The organism is Streptomyces daghestanicus (genome assembly GCF_020521275.1).
GTDB lineage: Bacteria > Actinomycetota > Actinomycetes > Streptomycetales > Streptomycetaceae > Streptomyces > Streptomyces griseoviridis.
This window is the reverse complement of the sequence record NZ_BNDX01000001.1, coordinates 1-17,232: the sequence shown is the minus strand read 5'-3', so window position 1 is coordinate 17,232 and position 17,232 is coordinate 1. Positions and strand designations below refer to the sequence as shown.

Genomic DNA, 17,232 nt, shown 5'->3' with positions numbered 1-17,232 from the left:
AGCACCGCGCGCGCTCCGCCGAGTGCCTGCAGGGCGGGGGCTCATCTCCTCGGCCGTGGAGTCGACGTAGTGGTGCGCGCCCAGTTCCCCGGCGAGCGCCCGCTTCTTCTCCGCGCCCCGCGCGATGACGACCGTCTCGAAGCCCATCCGGACAGCGAACTGCACTCCCAGGTGCCCCAGTCCGCCCAGTCCGAGGACCGCCACCAGGTCGCCCGGCCCCGCGCCCGAGCGGCGCAGGGCGTTGAAGGTGGTCACCCCCGCGCAGGCCAGGGGCGCCGCGTCCACCGCGCTGATCCCGTCCGGAATCCGGGCCAGGGCGTTGGCGGGGACGTTCAAAGCTTCGCCGTAGCCGCCCGGGTAGGGCCCAGCCGGGCACCTTGAGTTCGGTGCAGTGGATGAAGTCACCTCGGCGGCAGGGCACGCAGTGGCCGCAGTGGCCGCCGAACCAGCCGACGGCGACCCGGTCGCCGGCCTGCCAGCCGGTCGCGTAAGCGCCGACGGCGTCGATCCGGCCGGCGATCTCGTGTCCCGGGGTCACCGGGTGGGCCAGGCCGGGCACCAGCCCCTCGACCATCAGCGAATCGGTGTGGCACACCCCGCACGCCTCGACGGTGACGCGCACTTCGAAGGGGCCGGGGTCGGGGACGTCGCGCCGGCCGGTGCGCAGGGCACCGGCCGGCTGGTCCACCAGGACCGCGCGGACAGATGACATGACAGGAACCTCCTGCTGTTCGACGACGGGGGAAACCGCGGTACGGCCCTCAGCCCGGGACCTCGACGGTTCCGGTCAGCAGGGCGAGCGGGGCGCCGCCCGGCAGGGTGACGCGTGAGTGGACCCGGGCCGCCTTCGAGGTCCTCCAGGTGCGTGACGGTGGCGACCGGGCCGGGACACCCGGGACGACTTTCCGCGGGTCCTCGCCAGGATCGCGCGGCCCAGCGGCGGGGCCATCCGTCATCCGACGTACCGCCTCGCGGGCCGGTGTCCCCTTCCCGGCCCGGGACGACCGGACAGGCGGCGGCGGTCGGTCCGGGAAGCTCGCAACGGCACACCTGTCCCGCTCATATGTGTCTCGCCTGGGACCGGTAGTCGTTTGACGGATGCCCCGCACCACTCGTCCTCCGCAAGCTATTCCCGGCATACGCGACAGAAGCCACCCAGCCAAGGAGGAGCAGTGGCCACCAAACGCGACATGATCGTGCGCCCCGCGCACGACCTGGGCGGACTGCCGGCCGGACCGGTCGTCCCGTCCGACCACGAGATGACGCCCTTCGAGAAGAGCTGCCACGCGCTGCTCAACGTCCTCGCCGCGCACAAGCTCGTCAACACCGAGGAGAAGCGCCGCGGGGTGGAGGACCTCGGAGCCGAGATCATCGGCGACCTCACCTACTACGAGCGGTGGGCCGTCTCCGCCTCCAAGGTGCTGATCGAGAAGGGCGTCATCACCTCCGAGGAACTGGGCGCCAGGATGAACGAGATCCGGGACCGGCTCACGGAGGCCGCAGCATGAGCCCCCGCTTCGCGCCGGACCAGAGAGTCCGCATCGCCGACCGCAACGCTCCGGGCCATGTGCGCACCCCGGTCTACGTCCGCGGCAAGGAGGGCCGGATCGAACGCGTCCTGCCCCGCTTCCTCAACCCCGAGCGGGAGGCGTACGGCGTCAACGAGGGCGGCGAGGTCCGCCTGTACCGGGTCCGCATCGAGCAGTCGGCGCTCTGGCCCGACTACGACGGGCCGGCGGACGACGTGCTGGAACTGGAGATCTACGAGCACTGGCTGGAACAGGTCGACGACCGCTCCGGCGTGGAAGGACGATGACGTCGATGACGAACCCCCGCGAGACCGGCGTCGTCGGCCACGGTGACCACACGCACGGCGCCCCGGGCGCCCCGGACCCGCACGCCCCCATCGAGACGGCCGCCGGGGAACCCGACTACTTCGACGTCCTGCACCAGGCCATCCGCGAACTCCTCGTCGACAAGGGCCTGATCACCGCGGACGAGGTGCGCGCCATGGTCGAGACGCTCGACGCGCACCGGCCCACGCTCGGCTCCGCCCTGGTCGCCCGGGCCTGGACGGACCCGGACTTCAAGGAACGCCTGCTCGCCGACGGCACCGCCGCCATCGAGGAGTTCGGCATCGACAACTACGACGGCACCAGGCTGATCGTGCTGGAACAGACACCCGAGGTGCACAACCTCGTGGTGTGCACCCTCTGCTCGTGCTACCCGCGTCCCGTGCTGGGCCTGCCCCCGGACTGGTACAAGAGCCGTCCCTACCGGGCCCGCGCCGTCCGTGAACCGCGCGCGCTCTTGCGGGAGTTCGGCACGGAGGTGGCGCAGGACGTGACCATCCGCGTCCACGACAGCAACGCCAACATGCGCTACCTGGTCCTGCCGATGCGCCCCGCCGGGACCGAGGGCATGAGCGAGGAGGAGCTCGCCGCCCTCGTCACCCGGGACACGATGATCGGCGTCACCACGCCCAGGCTGCCGTGACCGGGTTCCGCCGGCGGCCGGACGGCCCCACGGCGGTGGACATTCACGGCCCGCCCGCCGCGCCCGCCGTGCGGTGGGTGGTCCGCGGCCGGCCGCTGTCCTCGTACCTCGCGGAGGCGCTGGGCTCGGCCTGGCTCGTGGTGGCCGCGCTCACCGCGGTCTCCTTCACCATGCGGGCCGACGGCGCCTACCTCTCCTCGTGGCCGCTCCTGCCGCGCCTGGCCGTCGTCGGCGTCTCGGTGGGCGGCGCGGTGGCGGTGTTCGCCCTCACCCCGCCCGGCAAGGAGTCCGGCGCCCACCTCAACCCGGCGATCAGCCTCTTCATGGCCCTGCGCGGCGTCCTCGGCGTCACCGACCTGATCGCCTACGGAGTCTTCCAGCTGACCGGTTCCGTCCTCGGGGTGCTGCTCACCCGGACGCTCTGGGGGATCGGGTCACCGAGGTGGACTACGGTCTGATCCAGCCCGGCGCCGGCTGGGGCGGCCCCGTCGTCGTGGTCCTCGGCGAACTCCTCAGCACCGCCGTCCTGCTCCAGGTCCTGGCCGCCATGACCAGCCGGCCCCGGCCGCGCTCCACACCATGGGTGCTCGGCGCCGTCGTCGCGGCGCTGATCACGTTCACCGGCTCCCGGACCGGGGCCGGCTTCAACCCGGCGCGCAACTTCGGCCCGCACGTCGTCTCGGGCGACTACCACCTGTTCTGGGCCTACATGCTGGCGCCCCTGGCCGGAGCCGCGGTGGCCGCCTCCGTACCGGCCCTCCTGGGCGCCCGCCGGGCCTGGACCCACCGGGTCTGCTGCGCCCACGACATCCACCGTTACCACCTGCGCCCGCCGCGTTCGCGGCACCGCGCTCCCACTTCCTCCCGGTGATCCCATGCTCCCTACCCACAACGGCCCCGCGACGGCCGTCCCCGACCACACCGACGAGATCCTGTGCCGGCAGGCGCGTCACATCGTCACCTCGCTCGACCTCCACGACGTGGAACTGGCACCCGGCCTCGTCCACGCCCTGCTGCGCGCGGGCTTCGGCATCCAGGCCGACACCCCGACCGGAGGTGCCCTGACCGGGGGAGTGGAGATCCGCTCCTGCCCCGAGCACTACGGGCCGGGGTCCCTCCTCGTCAGCTGGGCCCCGCACGAGGCGGCGTACACCCCGCTGGACCCGCGCGTCACCCACGTCGAGGGCCTCATGACATGCGCGCTGCTGGACACCGTGCGGGCCCTGGGCTTCCGGGCCAAACGGCTGGGCGCCTCCCACTCGGTCCAGGTCCAGCCCTGGGGGTCCCGTGCCTCGGACTGAGACGGCCACCCGGTCCGCCCGGGCGCTCACGAGCCACCGGGGCACGGTCCTGCTGGTCTCGGCGGTCGTCGCCGTCACCGTCGCCGCCTTCGCCGTGCTGGCCGGCGCGTGTCCGGGCACCGCTTCTCCGTCGGCGCCCAGGTCTTCGGCACCGGCCTCGGCCTGACGGCGTACCTGCTCGGTGTGCGGCACGCCTTCGACGCCGACCACATCGCGGCCATCGACAACACCACCCGCAGGTTCCTGGCCGAAGGGCGGCCCCCGGCCCACCTCGGCTTCTGGTTCGCCCTGGGCCACTCCTCGGTGGTCGTGCTGCTCAGCCTGCTGACCGCCCTGGGGCCCGCCTGGCCTCCCGGCTGACCGACGACTCCTCCACCGCCCACCAGGTCCTGGGCGTGCTCGGCACGTCCGTCTCCACGGCCTTCCTGCTGTCGCTGGGCGTCCTCAACCTGCTGGCCCTGCGCCGCATCGCGGCCCTGTACCGTTCCGCGCGCCGGGGCGACCATGACGAGGCGCGCCTGGACGAGGTGCTGGACGACCGGGGGCTGCTCTCGCGCCTGCTGCGCCGGCTGACCGCGTCGACCACGCGTCCCTGGCACCTGTTCCCGCTCGGCCTGCTCTTCGGTCTGGGCTTCGACACGGCCACCGAGGTGTCCCTGCTGGTCCTGTCCGGCGCGGGTGCCGCCTCCGGCGTCCCCTGGTGGGCGCTGATGCTCCTCCCGCTCCTGTTCACCTGCGGGATGACGCTCTTCGACACCCTCGACGGAGCCTTCATGTCGGCCGCGTACCGGTGGGCGTTCGTCCATCCGCTGCGCCGCATCCACTACAACCTCACCACCACCGGCCTCTCGGCCGCCGCGGCCCTCCTGGTCGCCGCCGTGAACCTGGTGACGCTGCTGGGCGACGGCGTCCCCGCCCTCCGCCGGGCCCTGCCCTGGCTGGTCGGCATCGACCTCAACACCGTCGGCTACCTGATCGGCGCGCTCTTCCTCACGGCCTGGCTCAGCTCCTTCCTGCACTGGAAGGCCGTCGGTGGACGTGCCCTGGCCCCGTCGCCGACCCGGAGGCGTGAGCCGGCGCCCGCCCGGTGGACCTACCGCCCGGCCACGGGCAGTTCGCCGTACTGAACCGCCGAGCACAACGCTCCTGGTGCGAACAGGCGCGCCGAGCGGCGGCGACTTCACCGGCTCCAGGGTGAGGTCCGCGCCGCCGTGCGGCGTTCTCCCTGCAAGGAACTCCGCCTCGTTCGTCCCCCGGGAACCGGTACGACGGCGTACGGCCTGGCCCAGCAGCCCAGGACAGGGCGACCTGGCCGGGTGGTGGCCCCCCGCTCCCGGGCGAAAACCGCTTCAGTCCAAAGTCCACCCAGCCGCAGGTTGGGCGGCAGGTTGGCCGGGCGAGAACTTCCTCTGCAGGGCGGAGACGGGTGCGGTACGGGCCGCGCGGCGCAGCTCGTCGGGCCGGCGTTGCTCAGCCCGAGCGCCGTGACCTTGCCCTCCGTGACCAGTTCGGCCATGGCGCCGACGGTCTCCTCGACCGGGACGCCGGGGTCGAGCCGGTGGCAGTAGTACAGGTCGATGTGGTCGGTGCCGAGCCGGCGCAGGCTGGCCTCGCACGCGGAGCGGACGTACGCGGGGGTGCCGTCGTAGACCACCCGGCCGTCGTCCGAGGGCCGGGCGCCGAACTTGGTGGCGATCACGGCCCGGTCCCGGCGGCCCCGGACCGCCTCGCCGAGCAGTGTCTCGTTGTGACCGAACCCGTTGGTGTCCGCCGCCGCCCCGACGGCACCGTAGACGTCGGCGGTGTCGAGGAGGTTCACGCCCAGGTCGAGGGCGAGCCGCACGGTGGCGATCGATCCCGCGCGGTCGGCGGGCCCGTAGAACTGGGACATGCCCATGCAGCCGAGCCCGATCGGGCCGACGCGCGGGCCGCTGACAGCCGAGGGTGACGTGGTGAGGTGTGGCACCGGTTTTGGGGGGGGATGCTCCCGTATGCCGCCCGGCGGTGGCAGGGGCGTGCCGATCGGGCACGCCCTGCACCGCCGCGGCAGACCGTGCGCATCACCGTGCACACCTCACACAGTCCACCCTCAGGCGTCAGCGGCCCGCGCCGTCGGCCCGATCGGGCTCGGGCTGCATGGGCATGTTCCCAGTTCTACGGGCCCGCCGACCGCGCGGGATCGATCGCCACCGTGGCGGCTCGCCCTCGACCTGGGCGTGAACCTCCTCGACACCGCCGACGTCTACGGTGCCGTCGGGGCGGCGGCGGACACCAACGGGTTCGGTCACAACGAGACACTGCTCGGCGAGGCGGTCCGGGGCCGCCGGGACCGGGCCGTGATCGCCACCAAGTTCGGCGCCCGGCCCTCGGACGACGGCCGGGTGGTCTACGACGGCACCCCCGCGTACGTCCGCTCCGCGTGCGAGGCCAGCCTGCGCCGGCTCGGCACCGACCACATCGACCTGTACTACTGCCACCGGCTCGACCCCGGCGTCCCGGTCGAGGAGACCGTCGGCGCCATGGCCGAACTGGTCACGGAGGGCAAGGTCACGGCGCTCGGGCTGAGCAACGCCGGCCCCGACGAGCTGCGCCGCGCGGCCCGTACCGCACCCGTCTCCGCCCTGCAGAGCGAGTACTCCCTGTGGGAGAGGGGGGTGGAGGACGAGATCCTGCCGCTCTGCCGGGAACTGGGCATCACACTGGTGCCGTACAGCCCGCTCGGCAGGGCCGCGCTGACCGGCCGGGTCGGCCCCGGCACCCGCCTGGACGGCGACGACTTCCGCAGCACCCTGCCGAAGTTCTCGCCCGGCAACCTGCCGCACAACCTGCGGCTGGTGGACGGACTGAAGCGGTTCGCCCGGGAGCGGGGGGCCACACCCGGCCAGGTCGCCCTGGCCTGGCTGCTGGCCCAGCCGTACGCCGTCGTACCGGTCCCGGGGACGAAACGAGCGGAGTTCCTGCGGGAGAACGCCGCGGCGGCGGACCTCACCCTGGAAGCCGGTGAAGTCGCCGCGCTCGGCGCGCTGTTCGCACCGGAGCGTGTGCGCGGCGGTCAGTACGGCGAACTGCCCGTGGCCGGGCGGTAGGTCCACCGGGCGGGCGCCGGCTCACGCCTCCGGGTCCGGCGACGGGGCCAGGGCACGTCCACCGACGGCCTTCCAGTGCAGGAAGGAGCTGAGCCAGGCCGTGAGGAAGAGCGCGCCGATCAGGTAGCCGACGGTGTTGAGGTCGATGCCGACCAGCCAGGGCAGGGCCCGGCGGAGGGCGGGGACGCCGTCGCCCAGCAGCGTCACCAGGTTCACGGCGGCGACCAGGAGGGCCGCGGCGGCCGAGAGGCCGGTGGTGGTGAGGTTGTAGTGGATGCGGCGCAGCGGATGGACGAACGCCCACCGGTACGCGGCCGACATGAAGGCTCCGTCGAGGGTGTCGAAGAGCGTCATCCCGCAGGTGAACAGGAGCGGGAGGAGCATCAGCGCCCACCAGGGGACGCCGGAGGCGGCACCCGCGCCGGACAGGACCAGCAGGGACACCTCGGTGGCCGTGTCGAAGCCCAGACCGAAGAGCAGGCCGAGCGGGAACAGGTGCCAGGGACGCGTGGTCGACGCGGTCAGCCGGCGCAGCAGGCGCGAGAGCAGCCCCCGGTCGTCCAGCACCTCGTCCAGGCGCGCCTCGTCATGGTCGCCCCGGCGCGCGGAACGGTACAGGGCCGCGATGCGGCGCAGGGCCAGCAGGTTGAGGACGCCCAGCGACAGCAGGAAGGCCGTGGAGACGGACGTGCCGAGCACGCCCAGGACCTGGTGGGCGGTGGAGGAGTCGTCGGTCAGCCGGGAGGCCAGGCGGGCCCCCAGGGCGGTCAGCAGGCTGAGCAGCACGACCACCGAGGAGTGGCCCAGGGCGAACCAGAAGCCGAGGTGGGCCGGGGGCCGCCCTTCGGCCAGGAACCTGCGGGTGGTGTTGTCGATGGCCGCGATGTGGTCGGCGTCGAAGGCGTGCCGCACACCGAGCAGGTACGCCGTCAGGCCGAGGCCGGTGCCGAAGACCTGGGCGCCGACGGAGAAGCGGTGCCCGGACACGGCGCCGGCCAGCACGGCGAAGGCGGCGACGGTGACGGCGACGACCGCCGAGACCAGCAGGACCGTGCCCCGGTGGCTCGTGAGCGCCCGGGCGGACCGGGTGGCCGTCTCAGTCCGAGGCACGGGACCCCCAGGGCTGGACCTGGACCGAGTGGGAGGCGCCCAGCCGTTTGGCCCGGAAGCCCAGGGCCCGCACGGTGTCCAGCAGCGCGCATGTCATGAGGCCCTCGACGTGGGTGACGCGCGGGTCCAGCGGGGTGTACGCCGCCTCGTGCGGGGCCCAGCTGACGAGGAGGGACCCCGGCCCGTAGTGCTCGGGGCAGGAGCGGATCTCCACTCCCCCGGTCAGGGCACCTCCGGTCGGGGTGTCGGCCTGGATGCCGAAGCCCGCGCGCAGCAGGGCGTGGACGAGGCCGGGTGCCAGTTCCACGTCGTGGAGGTCGAGCGAGGTGACGATGTGACGCGCCTGCCGGCACAGGATCTCGTCGGTGTGGTCGGGGACGGCCGTCGCGGGGCCGTTGTGGGTAGGGAGCATGGGATCACCGGGAGGAAGTGGGAGCGCGGTGCCGCGAACGCGGCGGGCGCAGGTGGTAACGGTGGATGTCGTGGGCGCAGCAGACCCGGTGGGTCCAGGCCCGGCGGGCGCCCAGGAGGGCCGGTACGGAGGCGGCCACCGCGGCTCCGGCCAGGGGCGCCAGCATGTAGGCCCAGAACAGGTGGTAGTCGCCCGAGACGACGTGCGGGCCGAAGTTGCGCGCCGGGTTGAAGCCGGCCCCGGTCCGGGAGCCGGTGAACGTGATCAGCGCCGCGACGACGGCGCCGAGCACCCATGGTGTGGAGCGCGGCCGGGGCCGGCTGGTCATGGCGGCCAGGACCTGGAGCAGGACGGCGGTGCTGAGGAGTTCGCCGAGGACCACGACGACGGGGCCGCCCCAGCCGGCGCCGGGCTGGATCAGACCGTAGTCCACCTCGGTGACCCGATCCCCCCAGAGCGTCCGGGTGAGCAGCACCCCGAGGACGGAACCGGTCAGCTGGAAGACTCCGTAGGCGATCAGGTCGGTGACGCCGAGGACGCCGCGCAGGGCCATGAAGAGGCTGATCGCCGGGTTGAGGTGGGCGCCGGACTCCTTGCCGGGCGGGGTGAGGGCGAACACCGCCACCGCGCCGCCCACCGAGACGCCGACGACGGCCAGGCGCGGCAGGAGCGGCCACGAGGAGAGGTAGGCGCCGTCGGCCCGCATGGTGAAGGAGACCGCGGTGAGCGCGGCCACCACGAGCCAGGCCGAGCCCAGCGCCTCCGCGAGGTACGAGGACAGCGGCCGGCCGCGGACCACCCACCGCACGGCGGGCGCGGCGGGCGGGCCGTGAATGTCCACCGCCGTGGGGCCGTCCGGCCGCCGGCGGAACCCGGTCACGGCAGCCTGGGCGTGGTGACGCCGATCATCGTGTCCCGGGTGACGAGGGCGGCGAGCTCCTCCTCGCTCATGCCCTCGGTCCCGGCGGGGCGCATCGGCAGGACCAGGTAGCGCATGTTGGCGTTGCTGTCGTGGACGCGGATGGTCACGTCCTGCGCCACCTCCGTGCCGAACTCCCGCAAGAGCGCGCGCGGTTCACGGACGGCGCGGGCCCGGTAGGGACGGCTCTTGTACCAGTCCGGGGGCAGGCCCAGCACGGGACGCGGGTAGCACGAGCAGAGGGTGCACACCACGAGGTTGTGCACCTCGGGTGTCTGTTCCAGCACGATCAGCCTGGTGCCGTCGTAGTTGTCGATGCCGAACTCCTCGATGGCGGCGGTGCCGTCGGCGAGCAGGCGTTCCTTGAAGTCCGGGTCCGTCCAGGCCCGGGCGACCAGGGCGGAGCCGAGCGTGGGCCGGTGCGCGTCGAGCGTCTCGACCATGGCGCGCACCTCGTCCGCGGTGATCAGGCCCTTGTCGACGAGGAGTTCGCGGATGGCCTGGTGCAGGACGTCGAAGTAGTCGGGTTCCCCGGCGGCCGTCTCGATGGGGGCGTGCGGGTCCGGGGCGCCCGGGGCGCCGTGCGTGTGGTCACCGTGGCCGACGACGCCGGTCTCGCGGGGGTTCGTCATCGACGTCATCGTCCTTCCACGCCGGAGCGGTCGTCGACCTGTTCCAGCCAGTGCTCGTAGATCTCCAGTTCCAGCACGTCGTCCGCCGGCCCGTCGTAGTCGGGCCAGAGCGCCGACTGCTCGATGCGGACCCGGTACAGGCGGACCTCGCCGCCCTCGTTGACGCCGTACGCCTCCCGCTCGGGGTTGAGGAAGCGGGGCAGGACGCGTTCGATCCGGCCCTCCTTGCCGCGGACGTAGACCGGGGTGCGCACATGGCCCGGAGCGTTGCGGTCGGCGATGCGGACTCTCTGGTCCGGCGCGAAGCGGGGGCTCATGCTGCGGCCTCCGTGAGCCGGTCCCGGATCTCGTTCATCCTGGCGCCCAGTTCCTCGGAGGTGATGACGCCCTTCTCGATCAGCACCTTGGAGGCGGAGACGGCCCACCGCTCGTAGTAGGTGAGGTCGCCGATGATCTCGGCTCCGAGGTCCTCCACCCCGCGGCGCTTCTCCTCGGTGTTGACGAGCTTGTGCGCGGCGAGGACGTTGAGCAGCGCGTGGCAGCTCTTCTCGAAGGGCGTCATCTCGTGGTCGGACGGGACGACCGGTCCGGCCGGCAGTCCGCCCAGGTCGTGCGCGGGGCGCACGATCATGTCGCGTTTGGTGGCCACTGCTCCTCCTTGGCTGGGTGGCTTCTGTCGCGTATGCCGGGAATAGCTTGCGGAGGACGAGTGGTGCGGGGCATCCGTCAAACGACTACCGGTCCCAGGCGAGACACATATGAGCGGGACAGGTGTGCCGTTGCGAGCTTCCCGGACCGACCGCCGCCGCCTGTCCGGTCGTCCCGGGCCGGGAAGGGGACACCGGCCCGCGAGGCGGTACGTCGGATGACGGATGGCCCCGCCGCTGGGCCGCGCGATCCTGGCGAGGACCCGCGGAAAGTCGTCCCGGGTGTCCCGGCCCGGTCGCCACCGTCACGCACCTGGAGGACCTCGAAGGCGGCCCGGGTCCACTCACGCGTCACCCTGCCGGGCGGCGCCCCGCTCGCCCTGCTGACCGGAACCGTCGAGGTCCCGGGCTGAGGGCCGTACCGCGGTTTCCCCCGTCGTCGAACAGCAGGAGGTTCCTGTCATGTCATCTGTCCGCGCGGTCCTGGTGGACCAGCCGGCCGGTGCCCTGCGCACCGGCCGGCGCGACGTCCCCGACCCCGGCCCCTTCGAAGTGCGCGTCACCGTCGAGGCGTGCGGGGTGTGCCACACCGATTCGCTGATGGTCGAGGGGCTGGTGCCCGGCCTGGCCCACCCGGTGACCCCGGGACACGAGATCGCCGGCCGGATCGACGCCGTCGGCGCTTACGCGACCGGCTGGCAGGCCGGCGACCGGGTCGCCGTCGGCTGGTTCGGCGGCCACTGCGGCCACTGCGTGCCCTGCCGCCGAGGTGACTTCATCCACTGCACCGAACTCAAGGTGCCCGGCTGGGCCTACCCGGGCGGCTACGGCGAAGCTTTGAACGTCCCCGCCAACGCCCTGGCCCGGATTCCGGACGGGATCAGCGCGGTGGACGCGGCGCCCCTGGCCTGCGCGGGGGTGACCACCTTCAACGCCCTGCGCCGCTCGGGCGCGGGGCCGGGCGACCTGGTGGCGGTCCTCGGACTGGGCGGACTGGGGCACCTGGGAGTGCAGTTCGCTGTCCGGATGGGCTTCGAGACGGTCGTCATCGCGCGGGGCGCGGAGAAGCGGGCGCTCGCCGGGGAACTGGGCGCGCACCACTACGTCGACTCCACGGCCGAGGAGATGAGCCCCGCCCTGCAGGCACTCGGCGGAGCGCGCGCGGTGCTCGCCACGGCGGGCGACTCGGAGACGATGTCGGCGGCCGTCGACGGTCTGGGGCCGGACGGTGAACTGGTCGTCCTGGGTGTCGACCCGGAGCCGATGCGGATCAGCCCGTTGCAGTTGATCGACCTGTCGAAGAGGATCTCCGGGCTGCCCAGCGGCACCGCGGCCGACATCGAGGACACCCTGCGGTTCGCCGCGCTGACCGGGGTCCGGCCGCACGTCGAGGAGATGCCGCTGGAACGGGCGGCCGATGCGTACGCGCGCATGATGGACAACCGGGCCCGCTTCCGCGTGGTGCTCACCACCGGCGCCTGAGCACGGGGCACACGCGACCGGCGGCCGTACCGGGCACCTGGGGTGCCGGTACGGCCGCCGGTCTTCGTGCCGCCGGGTCAGCGGCGGGCGGGTCCGCTGCCGAGGGGGAAGCGGTACAGCGCGTACGGCTTGACCCGCAGGTCCACGCCGCCGTTGTAGGCGGCCTGGCGGTTGAGCTGGTTGGCGACGACGTACAGGTGCCGGTCATAGCCGACGGACAGGGTGTCGGGCCACACCAGGCGCTCGTCGCGGATCAGGGTGCGGTAGGTGCCGTCGAGTTCACGGCGGACGATGGCGTTGTTCTCCAGGTCACCACCGTAGACGCGGCCGGCCCGGTCGGTCTCCAGGCCGTCGGACATGCCCTTGGCGCCCAGATCGCGCACGGGTACGGCGGACGCGCCGCGGTCCGACCGCGCGCGGACCAGGTCCCTGGTGCGCACCGCGTACAGGCGGCGGCTGGAGAGCGGGCAGTAGTACAGCCACTCACCGTCGGGGCTGAGCGCGATGCCGTCCGCGCCGATGTTGACGGGCGTGGCGGGCGTGGTGGCGTCCGGGCTGTTGGTCAGCGGGCGGCCCTCGACGACGGGGACGAACCCGGGAACGGGGCGGGTGGACGGCGCGTCGTCCAAGCAGCGCCAGGAGGTGCCGCTCGCCAGGTGAACGACGACCAGTCCGTTGGGGCCGTCCGGGGTGGCATCGGTGAGGTAGGCGTAGCCACGGCTCAGGTCGAAGCGGACGTCGTTGATGAAGCTGCGCGGCCCGGCGACGGAGCGGGGCAGCAGGATGGTGCGGACCACCCGGTCGGTGGCCAGGTCGATGGCGACCAGCTTCGGTCCGCCGTGGGGCGCGTCGGCCCACTCGACGCGGCCGGTGTCCACGACCCACAGCCGTTCGGCGGCGTCGACGACCACGCTCTGCACGCCGAGGAAGTGCCGCTCGGGGCGCGAGGTGTCCGGCCGGTTGACGGCCCGGTCGGGGTAGGCGACGGCCTTGCCGCCCCGGATCTCGGCCACCGAGAACGGGACGTCGTCGCCCCAGCGCGGGAAGTTGACGAAGATCCGGCCCGAGCGGGACACCGTGACCCCGGTGGGCATCGCGCCGTCGAAGGTCGCGACCGTCTCCAGCCGGGGCTGGTGGTGGCCGCCACCGGTGCCGGGGCGGGCCGCGGCCGGCGCGGCGCCGGCCGCCAGGGCCCCTCCGACCACGAGGGACAGGCCGAGGACCGTCCTGCGGCCCGGGCCGGTGTGCGAGGTGGGGGCGGGTATGGACATGGGTGACTCCAGTGTTTCTCGTCGCCCTCGTGACCGCGGAGGTCGTGAGGTGCCGGTCGGTACCGGTCCAGTGGACCGCGGACGGCCCCGGCACGCTTCCGTCGAATGACTGAGTGCCAGGGCCCGTTGACCGCCGTGACGCCCGCGGCCCCCCGAACGGGACGGTCTAGAGCTCGATCTCGGCCAGCCGCTCGATCTCGATGCCGTTCACCGTCAGGGGCGCCACCCGCTCGGCGAAGGCCCGCAGGTGCGCGCTGGCGGAATGGGCCCGCAGGTGCTCCTCGCTCTGCCACACCTCGTGCATGACGAGCAGGCCGGGGTCGTCCAGCCCCTCGTGCGGCACGTAGGTGAGGCAGCCGTCCTCCTGGCGGGTGGCGGACACCAGGGCGGGCAGCGCGTCCCACAGTTCCTGTTCCTTGCCGGGGCGCGCCTTCATGCGGGCGACGAGGACGATGGGCCCGGTGTGGCGGTCGGACATGCGCTTCTCCTTGGTGGGGTCGTGTGCAGGGGTGGGCCGGTGGGTCAGGCCAGGCGTCCGCCGCCGTCCACGTGCAGGACGGTGCCGGTGACGTAGGGGTTGTCGATGGCGAAGAGCACCGCGGCGACGAGGTCGTCGGGGGTGCCGACCCGGCGGGCCGGGTTGCTCGCGGCCACCGACTCCAGGAACGCCCGCTTGTCCGCGCCGAGCTTGTCCCAGGCGCCGCTGTCGACGATACCCGGGGACACGGCGTTGACCCGGAGCGGCGCGATCTCCACGGCGAGGGCCTGGACCAGGAAGGCGAGGGCGCCGTTGGTGGTGGCCATCACGGTCCGCTCGGGGGCGGGACGCCAGGCCGCCACGCCGGAGAAGAAGGTGAGGGAGCCGCCTTCCCGGGCCTGTCCGGCGAGGTGCTTGGCGAGGAACAGGGGGCCGGTCACCTTGGCCGCGAAGGCGCGCTGGACGTCCTCGGGGACGAGTTCGGACAGCGGCCCGTTGGCCGGCACGGCCGCCGTGGACACGAAGTGGTCGAAGGCGCCGACCTCTTCGGCCAGGTGCGCTATCGACGCCTCGTCGGTGATGTCGAAGCGGACGGTACGGGCCGTGCCCGGCAGTTCGGCGGCCGTCTTCTCCAGCTTGGCGAGGTCCGGGCCCGCGAGGACGAGTTCGGCTCCCTCGGCGGAGGCGGTCCGGGCGAGGCGGCGTCCGGTGGCCGAGCCGGCCCCGACGACGACGAGACGCTGGCCGGCGCGCTTGAGGGCGGTGCCGGCGGGGGTGGGGGACGTGCTGCTCACGGGATTCTCCTTGGTCGGGACCGGCACCGGGCCGGTGTGCGGGGCTGGATCAACTCTCGCCCTCGTGCGGCGATGAGGCCAATGCTTGTTCTTGCGGATGTCCATAAGGTGCGCGCATGGCAGGCGGTACGGGTGAGCCGGACGGGGGTGCGGGCGCGGCCCGGGCGGTCAGCCGGCGGTGGTCCTGTTCAGCAGGGGTGACCCGTCCGCTCAGCGCCACGACCGCCGTGGCAGGAAGGTCGCGGAGTCCTTCGCGGAGGCGTCGGTGAACGTGCCGGCGTGCGGGGTGATCAACGCCTCCGGCTGCCGCCAGAGCGGGTGCGCGCCGGGCAGTGGCTCGAGTGCCGCCACGTCCAGCGCCGCCCGCAGCCGTCCGGAACCCACCTCCCGGGCCAGGGCGTCGGTGTCGACCGGTTCGCCCCTGCCGACGTTCACCAGGGTCGCGCCGTCCTTGAGCGAGGCCGGCCGGTGCGCGCCGAACATGCCGAGGAGTCTCCTCGGTCGGCGGCGCGCACCGGCCGGCCTCGCTCAAGGACGGCGCGACCCTGGTGAACGTCGGCAGGGGCGAACCGGTCGACACCGACGCCCTGGCCCGGGAGGTGGGTTCCGGACGGCTGCGGGCGGCGCTGGACGTGGCGGCACTCGAGCCACTGCCCGGCGCGCACCCGCTCTGGCGGCAGCCGGAGGCGTTGATCACCCCGCACGCCGGCACGTTCACCGACGCCTCCGCGAAGGACTCCGCGACCTTCCTGCCACGGCGGTCGTGGCGCTGAGCGGACGGGTCACCCCTGCTGAACAGGACCACCGCCGGCTGACCGCCCGGGCCGCGCCCGCACCCCCGTCCGGCTCACCCGTACCGCCTGCCATGCGCGCACCTTATGGACATCCGCAAGAACAAGCATTGGCCTCATCGCCGCACGAGGGCGAGAGTTGATCCAGCCCCGCACACCGGCCCGGTGCCGGTCCCGACCAAGGAGAATCCCGTGAGCAGCACGTCCCCCACCCCCGCCGGCACCGCCCTCAAGCGCGCCGGCCAGCGTCTCGTCGTCGTCGGGGCCGGCTCGGCCACCGGACGCCGCCTCGCCCGGACCGCCTCCGCCGAGGGAGCCGAACTCGTCCTCGCGGGCCCGGACCTCGCCAAGCTGGAGAAGACGGCCGCCGAACTGCCGGGCACGGCCCGTACCGTCCGCTTCGACATCACCGACGAGGCGTCGATAGCGCACCTGGCCGAAGAGGTCGGCGCCTTCGACCACTTCGTGTCCACGGCGGCCGTGCCGGCCAACGGGCCGCTGTCCGAACTCGTCCCCGAGGACGTCCAGCGCGCCTTCGCGGCCAAGGTGACCGGCCCCCTGTTCCTCGCCAAGCACCTCGCCGGACAGGCCCGGGAAGGCGGCTCCCTCACCTTCTTCTCCGGCGTGGCGGCCTGGCGTCCCGCCCCCGAGCGGACCGTGATGGCCACCACCAACGGCGCCCTCGCCTTCCTGGTCCAGGCCCTCGCCGTGGAGATCGCGCCGCTCCGGGTCAACGCCGTGTCCCCGGGTATCGTCGACAGCGGCGCCTGGGACAAGCTCGGCGCGGACAAGCGGGCGTTCCTGGAGTCGGTGGCCGCGAGCAACCCGGCCCGCCGGGTCGGCACCCCCGACGACCTCGTCGCCGCGGTGCTCTTCGCCATCGACAACCCCTACGTCACCGGCACCGTCCTGCACGTGGACGGCGGCGGACGCCTGGCCTGACCCACCGGCCCACCCCTGCACACGACCCCACCAAGGAGAAGCGCATGTCCGACCGCCACACCGGGCCCATCGTCCTCGTCGCCCGCATGAAGGCGCGCCCCGGCAAGGAACAGGAACTGTGGGACGCGCTGCCCGCCCTGGTGTCCGCCACCCGCCAGGAGGACGGCTGCCTCACCTACGTGCCGCACGAGGGGCTGGACGACCCCGGCCTGCTCGTCATGCACGAGGTGTGGCAGAGCGAGGAGCACCTGCGGGCCCATTCCGCCAGCGCGCACCTGCGGGCCTTCGCCGAGCGGGTGGCGCCCCTGACGGTGAACGGCATCGAGATCGAGCGGCTGGCCGAGATCGAGCTCTAGACCGTCCCGTTCGGGGGGCCGCGGGCGTCACGGCGGTCAACGGGCCCTGGCACTCAGTCATTCGACGGAAGCGTGCCGGGGCCGTCCGCGGTCCACTGGACCGGTACCGACCGGCACCTCACGACCTCCGCGGTCACGAGGGCGACAGAAACACTGGAGTCACCCATGTCCATACCCGCCCCCACCTCGCACACCGGCCCGGGCCGCAGGACGGTCCTCGGCCTGTCCCTCGTGGTCGGAGGGGCCCTGGCGGCCGGCGCCGCGCCGGCCGCGGCCCGCCCCGGCACCGGTGGCGGCCACCACCAGCCCCGGCTGGAGACGGTCGCGACCTTCGACGGCGCGATGCCCACCGGGGTCACGGTGTCCCGCTCGGGCCGGATCTTCGTCAACTTCCCGCGCTGGGGCGACGACGTCCCGTTCTCGGTGGCCGAGATCCGGGGCGGCAAGGCCGTCGCCTACCCCGACCGGGCCGTCAACCGGCCGGACACCTCGCGCCCCGAGCGGCACTTCCTCGG

At 73.3% G+C, this 17,232-nt stretch carries 22 protein-coding genes and 4 pseudogenes; 14 read left to right on the top strand and 12 right to left on the bottom strand.

The annotated features are described in order from the left end of the window. Positions 1-712 (bottom strand): annotated as a pseudogene (locus tag Sdagh_RS00110) (alcohol dehydrogenase catalytic domain-containing protein); the annotation flags it as partial. A gap of 460 nt (positions 713-1,172) precedes the next feature. Between Sdagh_RS00110 and Sdagh_RS36390 the strand changes: the two are divergent. The 8 genes from Sdagh_RS36390 (at position 1,173) to Sdagh_RS00085 (ending at position 4,924) form a co-directional block, all read left to right on the top strand. Then, on the top strand, positions 1,173-1,508 hold the full coding sequence (locus Sdagh_RS36390; protein WP_189421624.1) for an SH3-like domain-containing protein: 336 nt from the start codon (positions 1,173-1,175) through the stop codon (positions 1,506-1,508). Beyond that, positions 1,505-1,816, top strand: coding sequence for an SH3-like domain-containing protein (locus Sdagh_RS36385; RefSeq protein WP_189421625.1), 312 nt, complete (start codon positions 1,505-1,507; stop codon positions 1,814-1,816). Before Sdagh_RS36390 ends, Sdagh_RS36385 begins: the two co-directional genes overlap by 4 nt. Before the next feature lie 5 nt (positions 1,817-1,821). Then, positions 1,822-2,496: a nitrile hydratase subunit alpha gene (gene nthA / locus Sdagh_RS00100; RefSeq protein ID WP_226534394.1), complete on the top strand. Its 675-nt coding sequence runs from the start codon at positions 1,822-1,824 to the stop codon at positions 2,494-2,496. Positions 2,497-2,531: 35 nt separating this feature from the next. After that, entirely contained in the window at positions 2,532-2,954 is a 423-nt protein-coding gene (locus tag Sdagh_RS36380) for an aquaporin (RefSeq protein ID WP_264201176.1), read from the top strand. Then, positions 2,939-3,367, top strand: coding sequence for an aquaporin (locus Sdagh_RS36375; protein ID WP_264201175.1), 429 nt, complete (start codon positions 2,939-2,941; stop codon positions 3,365-3,367). The genes Sdagh_RS36380 and Sdagh_RS36375 overlap by 16 nt, the downstream gene beginning before the upstream one ends. 4 nt (positions 3,368-3,371) lie before the next feature. Beyond that, entirely contained in the window at positions 3,372-3,797 is a 426-nt protein-coding gene (locus tag Sdagh_RS00090) for a hypothetical protein (RefSeq protein ID WP_189421628.1), read from the top strand. A 108-nt stretch (positions 3,798-3,905) separates the two neighbouring features. Beyond that, entirely contained in the window at positions 3,906-4,157 is a 252-nt protein-coding gene (locus tag Sdagh_RS36370; protein WP_264201174.1) for a HoxN/HupN/NixA family nickel/cobalt transporter, read from the top strand. A 35-nt stretch (positions 4,158-4,192) separates the two neighbouring features. Next, positions 4,193-4,924, top strand: coding sequence for a HoxN/HupN/NixA family nickel/cobalt transporter (locus tag Sdagh_RS00085; protein ID WP_264201173.1), 732 nt, complete (start codon positions 4,193-4,195; stop codon positions 4,922-4,924). Between the two features lie 270 nt (positions 4,925-5,194). Here Sdagh_RS00085 and Sdagh_RS00080 read toward each other — a convergent pair. Next, positions 5,195-5,694: pseudogene (locus Sdagh_RS00080) on the bottom strand (aldo/keto reductase); the annotation flags it as partial. A gap of 319 nt (positions 5,695-6,013) precedes the next feature. On the opposite strand from Sdagh_RS00080, the gene Sdagh_RS00075 reads away from it, so the two are divergent. After that, complete coding sequence (locus tag Sdagh_RS00075) at positions 6,014-6,883, top strand: aldo/keto reductase (protein ID WP_264201172.1); 870 nt, start codon at positions 6,014-6,016, stop codon at positions 6,881-6,883. 21 nt (positions 6,884-6,904) lie between these two features. Here Sdagh_RS00075 and Sdagh_RS00070 read toward each other — a convergent pair whose 3' ends face one another. Genes Sdagh_RS00070 through Sdagh_RS36360 form a run of 6 tightly spaced genes read right to left on the bottom strand, consistent with a single transcriptional unit; the run spans position 6,905 to position 10,605 of the window. After that, the gene (locus Sdagh_RS00070; RefSeq protein ID WP_190077998.1) at positions 6,905-7,993 is read right to left on the bottom strand and encodes a HoxN/HupN/NixA family nickel/cobalt transporter; all 1,089 of its coding nucleotides are present in this window, start codon (positions 7,991-7,993) and stop codon (positions 6,905-6,907) included. Then, positions 7,980-8,405, bottom strand: coding sequence for a hypothetical protein (locus tag Sdagh_RS00065; RefSeq protein WP_189421628.1), 426 nt, complete (start codon positions 8,403-8,405; stop codon positions 7,980-7,982). The genes Sdagh_RS00070 and Sdagh_RS00065 overlap by 14 nt, the downstream gene beginning before the upstream one ends. A 4-nt stretch (positions 8,406-8,409) precedes the next feature. After that, complete coding sequence (locus tag Sdagh_RS00060; protein ID WP_226534395.1) at positions 8,410-9,246, bottom strand: aquaporin; 837 nt, start codon at positions 9,244-9,246, stop codon at positions 8,410-8,412. A gap of 35 nt (positions 9,247-9,281) precedes the next feature. Continuing rightward, on the bottom strand, positions 9,282-9,956 hold the full coding sequence (nthA, locus tag Sdagh_RS00055) for a nitrile hydratase subunit alpha (protein WP_226534394.1): 675 nt from the start codon (positions 9,954-9,956) through the stop codon (positions 9,282-9,284). Positions 9,957-9,961: 5 nt separating this feature from the next. After that, a complete protein-coding gene (locus tag Sdagh_RS36365) occupies positions 9,962-10,273 on the bottom strand; it encodes an SH3-like domain-containing protein (RefSeq protein ID WP_189421625.1) in 312 nt (103 codons plus the stop codon). Beyond that, positions 10,270-10,605 (bottom strand): SH3-like domain-containing protein, encoded by a 336-nt coding sequence (locus tag Sdagh_RS36360; protein ID WP_189421624.1) that lies wholly within the window; start codon positions 10,603-10,605, stop codon positions 10,270-10,272. Before Sdagh_RS36360 ends, Sdagh_RS36365 begins: the two co-directional genes overlap by 4 nt. Positions 10,606-11,065: 460 nt before the next feature. Between Sdagh_RS36360 and Sdagh_RS00045 the strand changes: the two genes are divergently transcribed. After that, positions 11,066-12,085, top strand: a complete 1,020-nt coding sequence (locus tag Sdagh_RS00045; protein WP_189421623.1) for an alcohol dehydrogenase catalytic domain-containing protein — start codon at positions 11,066-11,068, stop codon at positions 12,083-12,085. Between the two features lie 77 nt (positions 12,086-12,162). Here the strand turns inward: Sdagh_RS00045 and Sdagh_RS00040 are convergent, their stop codons facing one another. The 4 genes from Sdagh_RS00040 to Sdagh_RS00025 all read right to left on the bottom strand — a co-directional run bounded on the left by Sdagh_RS00040 (position 12,163) and on the right by Sdagh_RS00025 (position 15,111). Then, positions 12,163-13,356, bottom strand: a complete 1,194-nt coding sequence (locus Sdagh_RS00040) for an L-dopachrome tautomerase-related protein (RefSeq protein ID WP_190077995.1) — start codon at positions 13,354-13,356, stop codon at positions 12,163-12,165. 166 nt (positions 13,357-13,522) lie between these two features. Then, positions 13,523-13,834: a putative quinol monooxygenase gene (locus tag Sdagh_RS00035; protein WP_189421621.1), complete on the bottom strand. Its 312-nt coding sequence runs from the start codon at positions 13,832-13,834 to the stop codon at positions 13,523-13,525. Between the two features lie 44 nt (positions 13,835-13,878). Continuing rightward, complete coding sequence (locus Sdagh_RS00030) at positions 13,879-14,628, bottom strand: SDR family oxidoreductase (RefSeq protein WP_226534393.1); 750 nt, start codon at positions 14,626-14,628, stop codon at positions 13,879-13,881. Between the two features lie 210 nt (positions 14,629-14,838). Next, positions 14,839-15,111, bottom strand: a complete 273-nt coding sequence (locus Sdagh_RS00025; protein ID WP_308288730.1) for an NAD(P)-dependent oxidoreductase — start codon at positions 15,109-15,111, stop codon at positions 14,839-14,841. Positions 15,112-15,161: 50 nt separating this feature from the next. On the opposite strand from Sdagh_RS00025, the pseudogene Sdagh_RS00020 reads away from it, so the two are divergent. From Sdagh_RS00020 to Sdagh_RS00005, 4 genes and pseudogenes are all read left to right on the top strand, one after another. Next, positions 15,162-15,401, top strand: a pseudogene (locus tag Sdagh_RS00020) (NAD(P)-dependent oxidoreductase); the annotation flags it as partial. Between the two features lie 210 nt (positions 15,402-15,611). After that, the gene (locus Sdagh_RS00015; protein ID WP_226534393.1) at positions 15,612-16,361 is read left to right on the top strand and encodes an SDR family oxidoreductase; all 750 of its coding nucleotides are present in this window, start codon (positions 15,612-15,614) and stop codon (positions 16,359-16,361) included. A gap of 44 nt (positions 16,362-16,405) precedes the next feature. Continuing rightward, on the top strand, positions 16,406-16,717 hold the full coding sequence (locus Sdagh_RS00010) for a putative quinol monooxygenase (protein WP_189421621.1): 312 nt from the start codon (positions 16,406-16,408) through the stop codon (positions 16,715-16,717). Positions 16,718-16,882: 165 nt separating this feature from the next. After that, positions 16,883-17,232 (top strand): annotated as a pseudogene (locus Sdagh_RS00005) (L-dopachrome tautomerase-related protein); the annotation flags it as partial.

Bases quoted from the DNA above. Each gene is read 5' to 3' on its own strand.
- Sdagh_RS36385 (WP_189421625.1), top strand. From the start codon at position 1,505: ATGAGCCCCCGCTTCGCGCCGGACCAGAGAGTCCGCATCGCCGACCGC.
- nthA (WP_226534394.1), top strand. From the start codon at position 1,822: ATGACGAACCCCCGCGAGACCGGCGTCGTCGGCCACGGTGACCACACG.
- Sdagh_RS00090 (WP_189421628.1), top strand. From the start codon at position 3,372: ATGCTCCCTACCCACAACGGCCCCGCGACGGCCGTCCCCGACCACACC.
- Sdagh_RS00065 (WP_189421628.1), bottom strand. From the start codon at position 8,405: ATGCTCCCTACCCACAACGGCCCCGCGACGGCCGTCCCCGACCACACC.
- nthA (WP_226534394.1), bottom strand. From the start codon at position 9,956: ATGACGAACCCCCGCGAGACCGGCGTCGTCGGCCACGGTGACCACACG.
- Sdagh_RS36365 (WP_189421625.1), bottom strand. From the start codon at position 10,273: ATGAGCCCCCGCTTCGCGCCGGACCAGAGAGTCCGCATCGCCGACCGC.
- Sdagh_RS00045 (WP_189421623.1), top strand. From the start codon at position 11,066: ATGTCATCTGTCCGCGCGGTCCTGGTGGACCAGCCGGCCGGTGCCCTG.
- Sdagh_RS00040 (WP_190077995.1), bottom strand. From the start codon at position 13,356: ATGTCCATACCCGCCCCCACCTCGCACACCGGCCCGGGCCGCAGGACG.
- Sdagh_RS00035 (WP_189421621.1), bottom strand. From the start codon at position 13,834: ATGTCCGACCGCCACACCGGGCCCATCGTCCTCGTCGCCCGCATGAAG.
- Sdagh_RS00025 (WP_308288730.1), bottom strand. From the start codon at position 15,111: ATGTTCGGCGCGCACCGGCCGGCCTCGCTCAAGGACGGCGCGACCCTG.
- Sdagh_RS00010 (WP_189421621.1), top strand. From the start codon at position 16,406: ATGTCCGACCGCCACACCGGGCCCATCGTCCTCGTCGCCCGCATGAAG.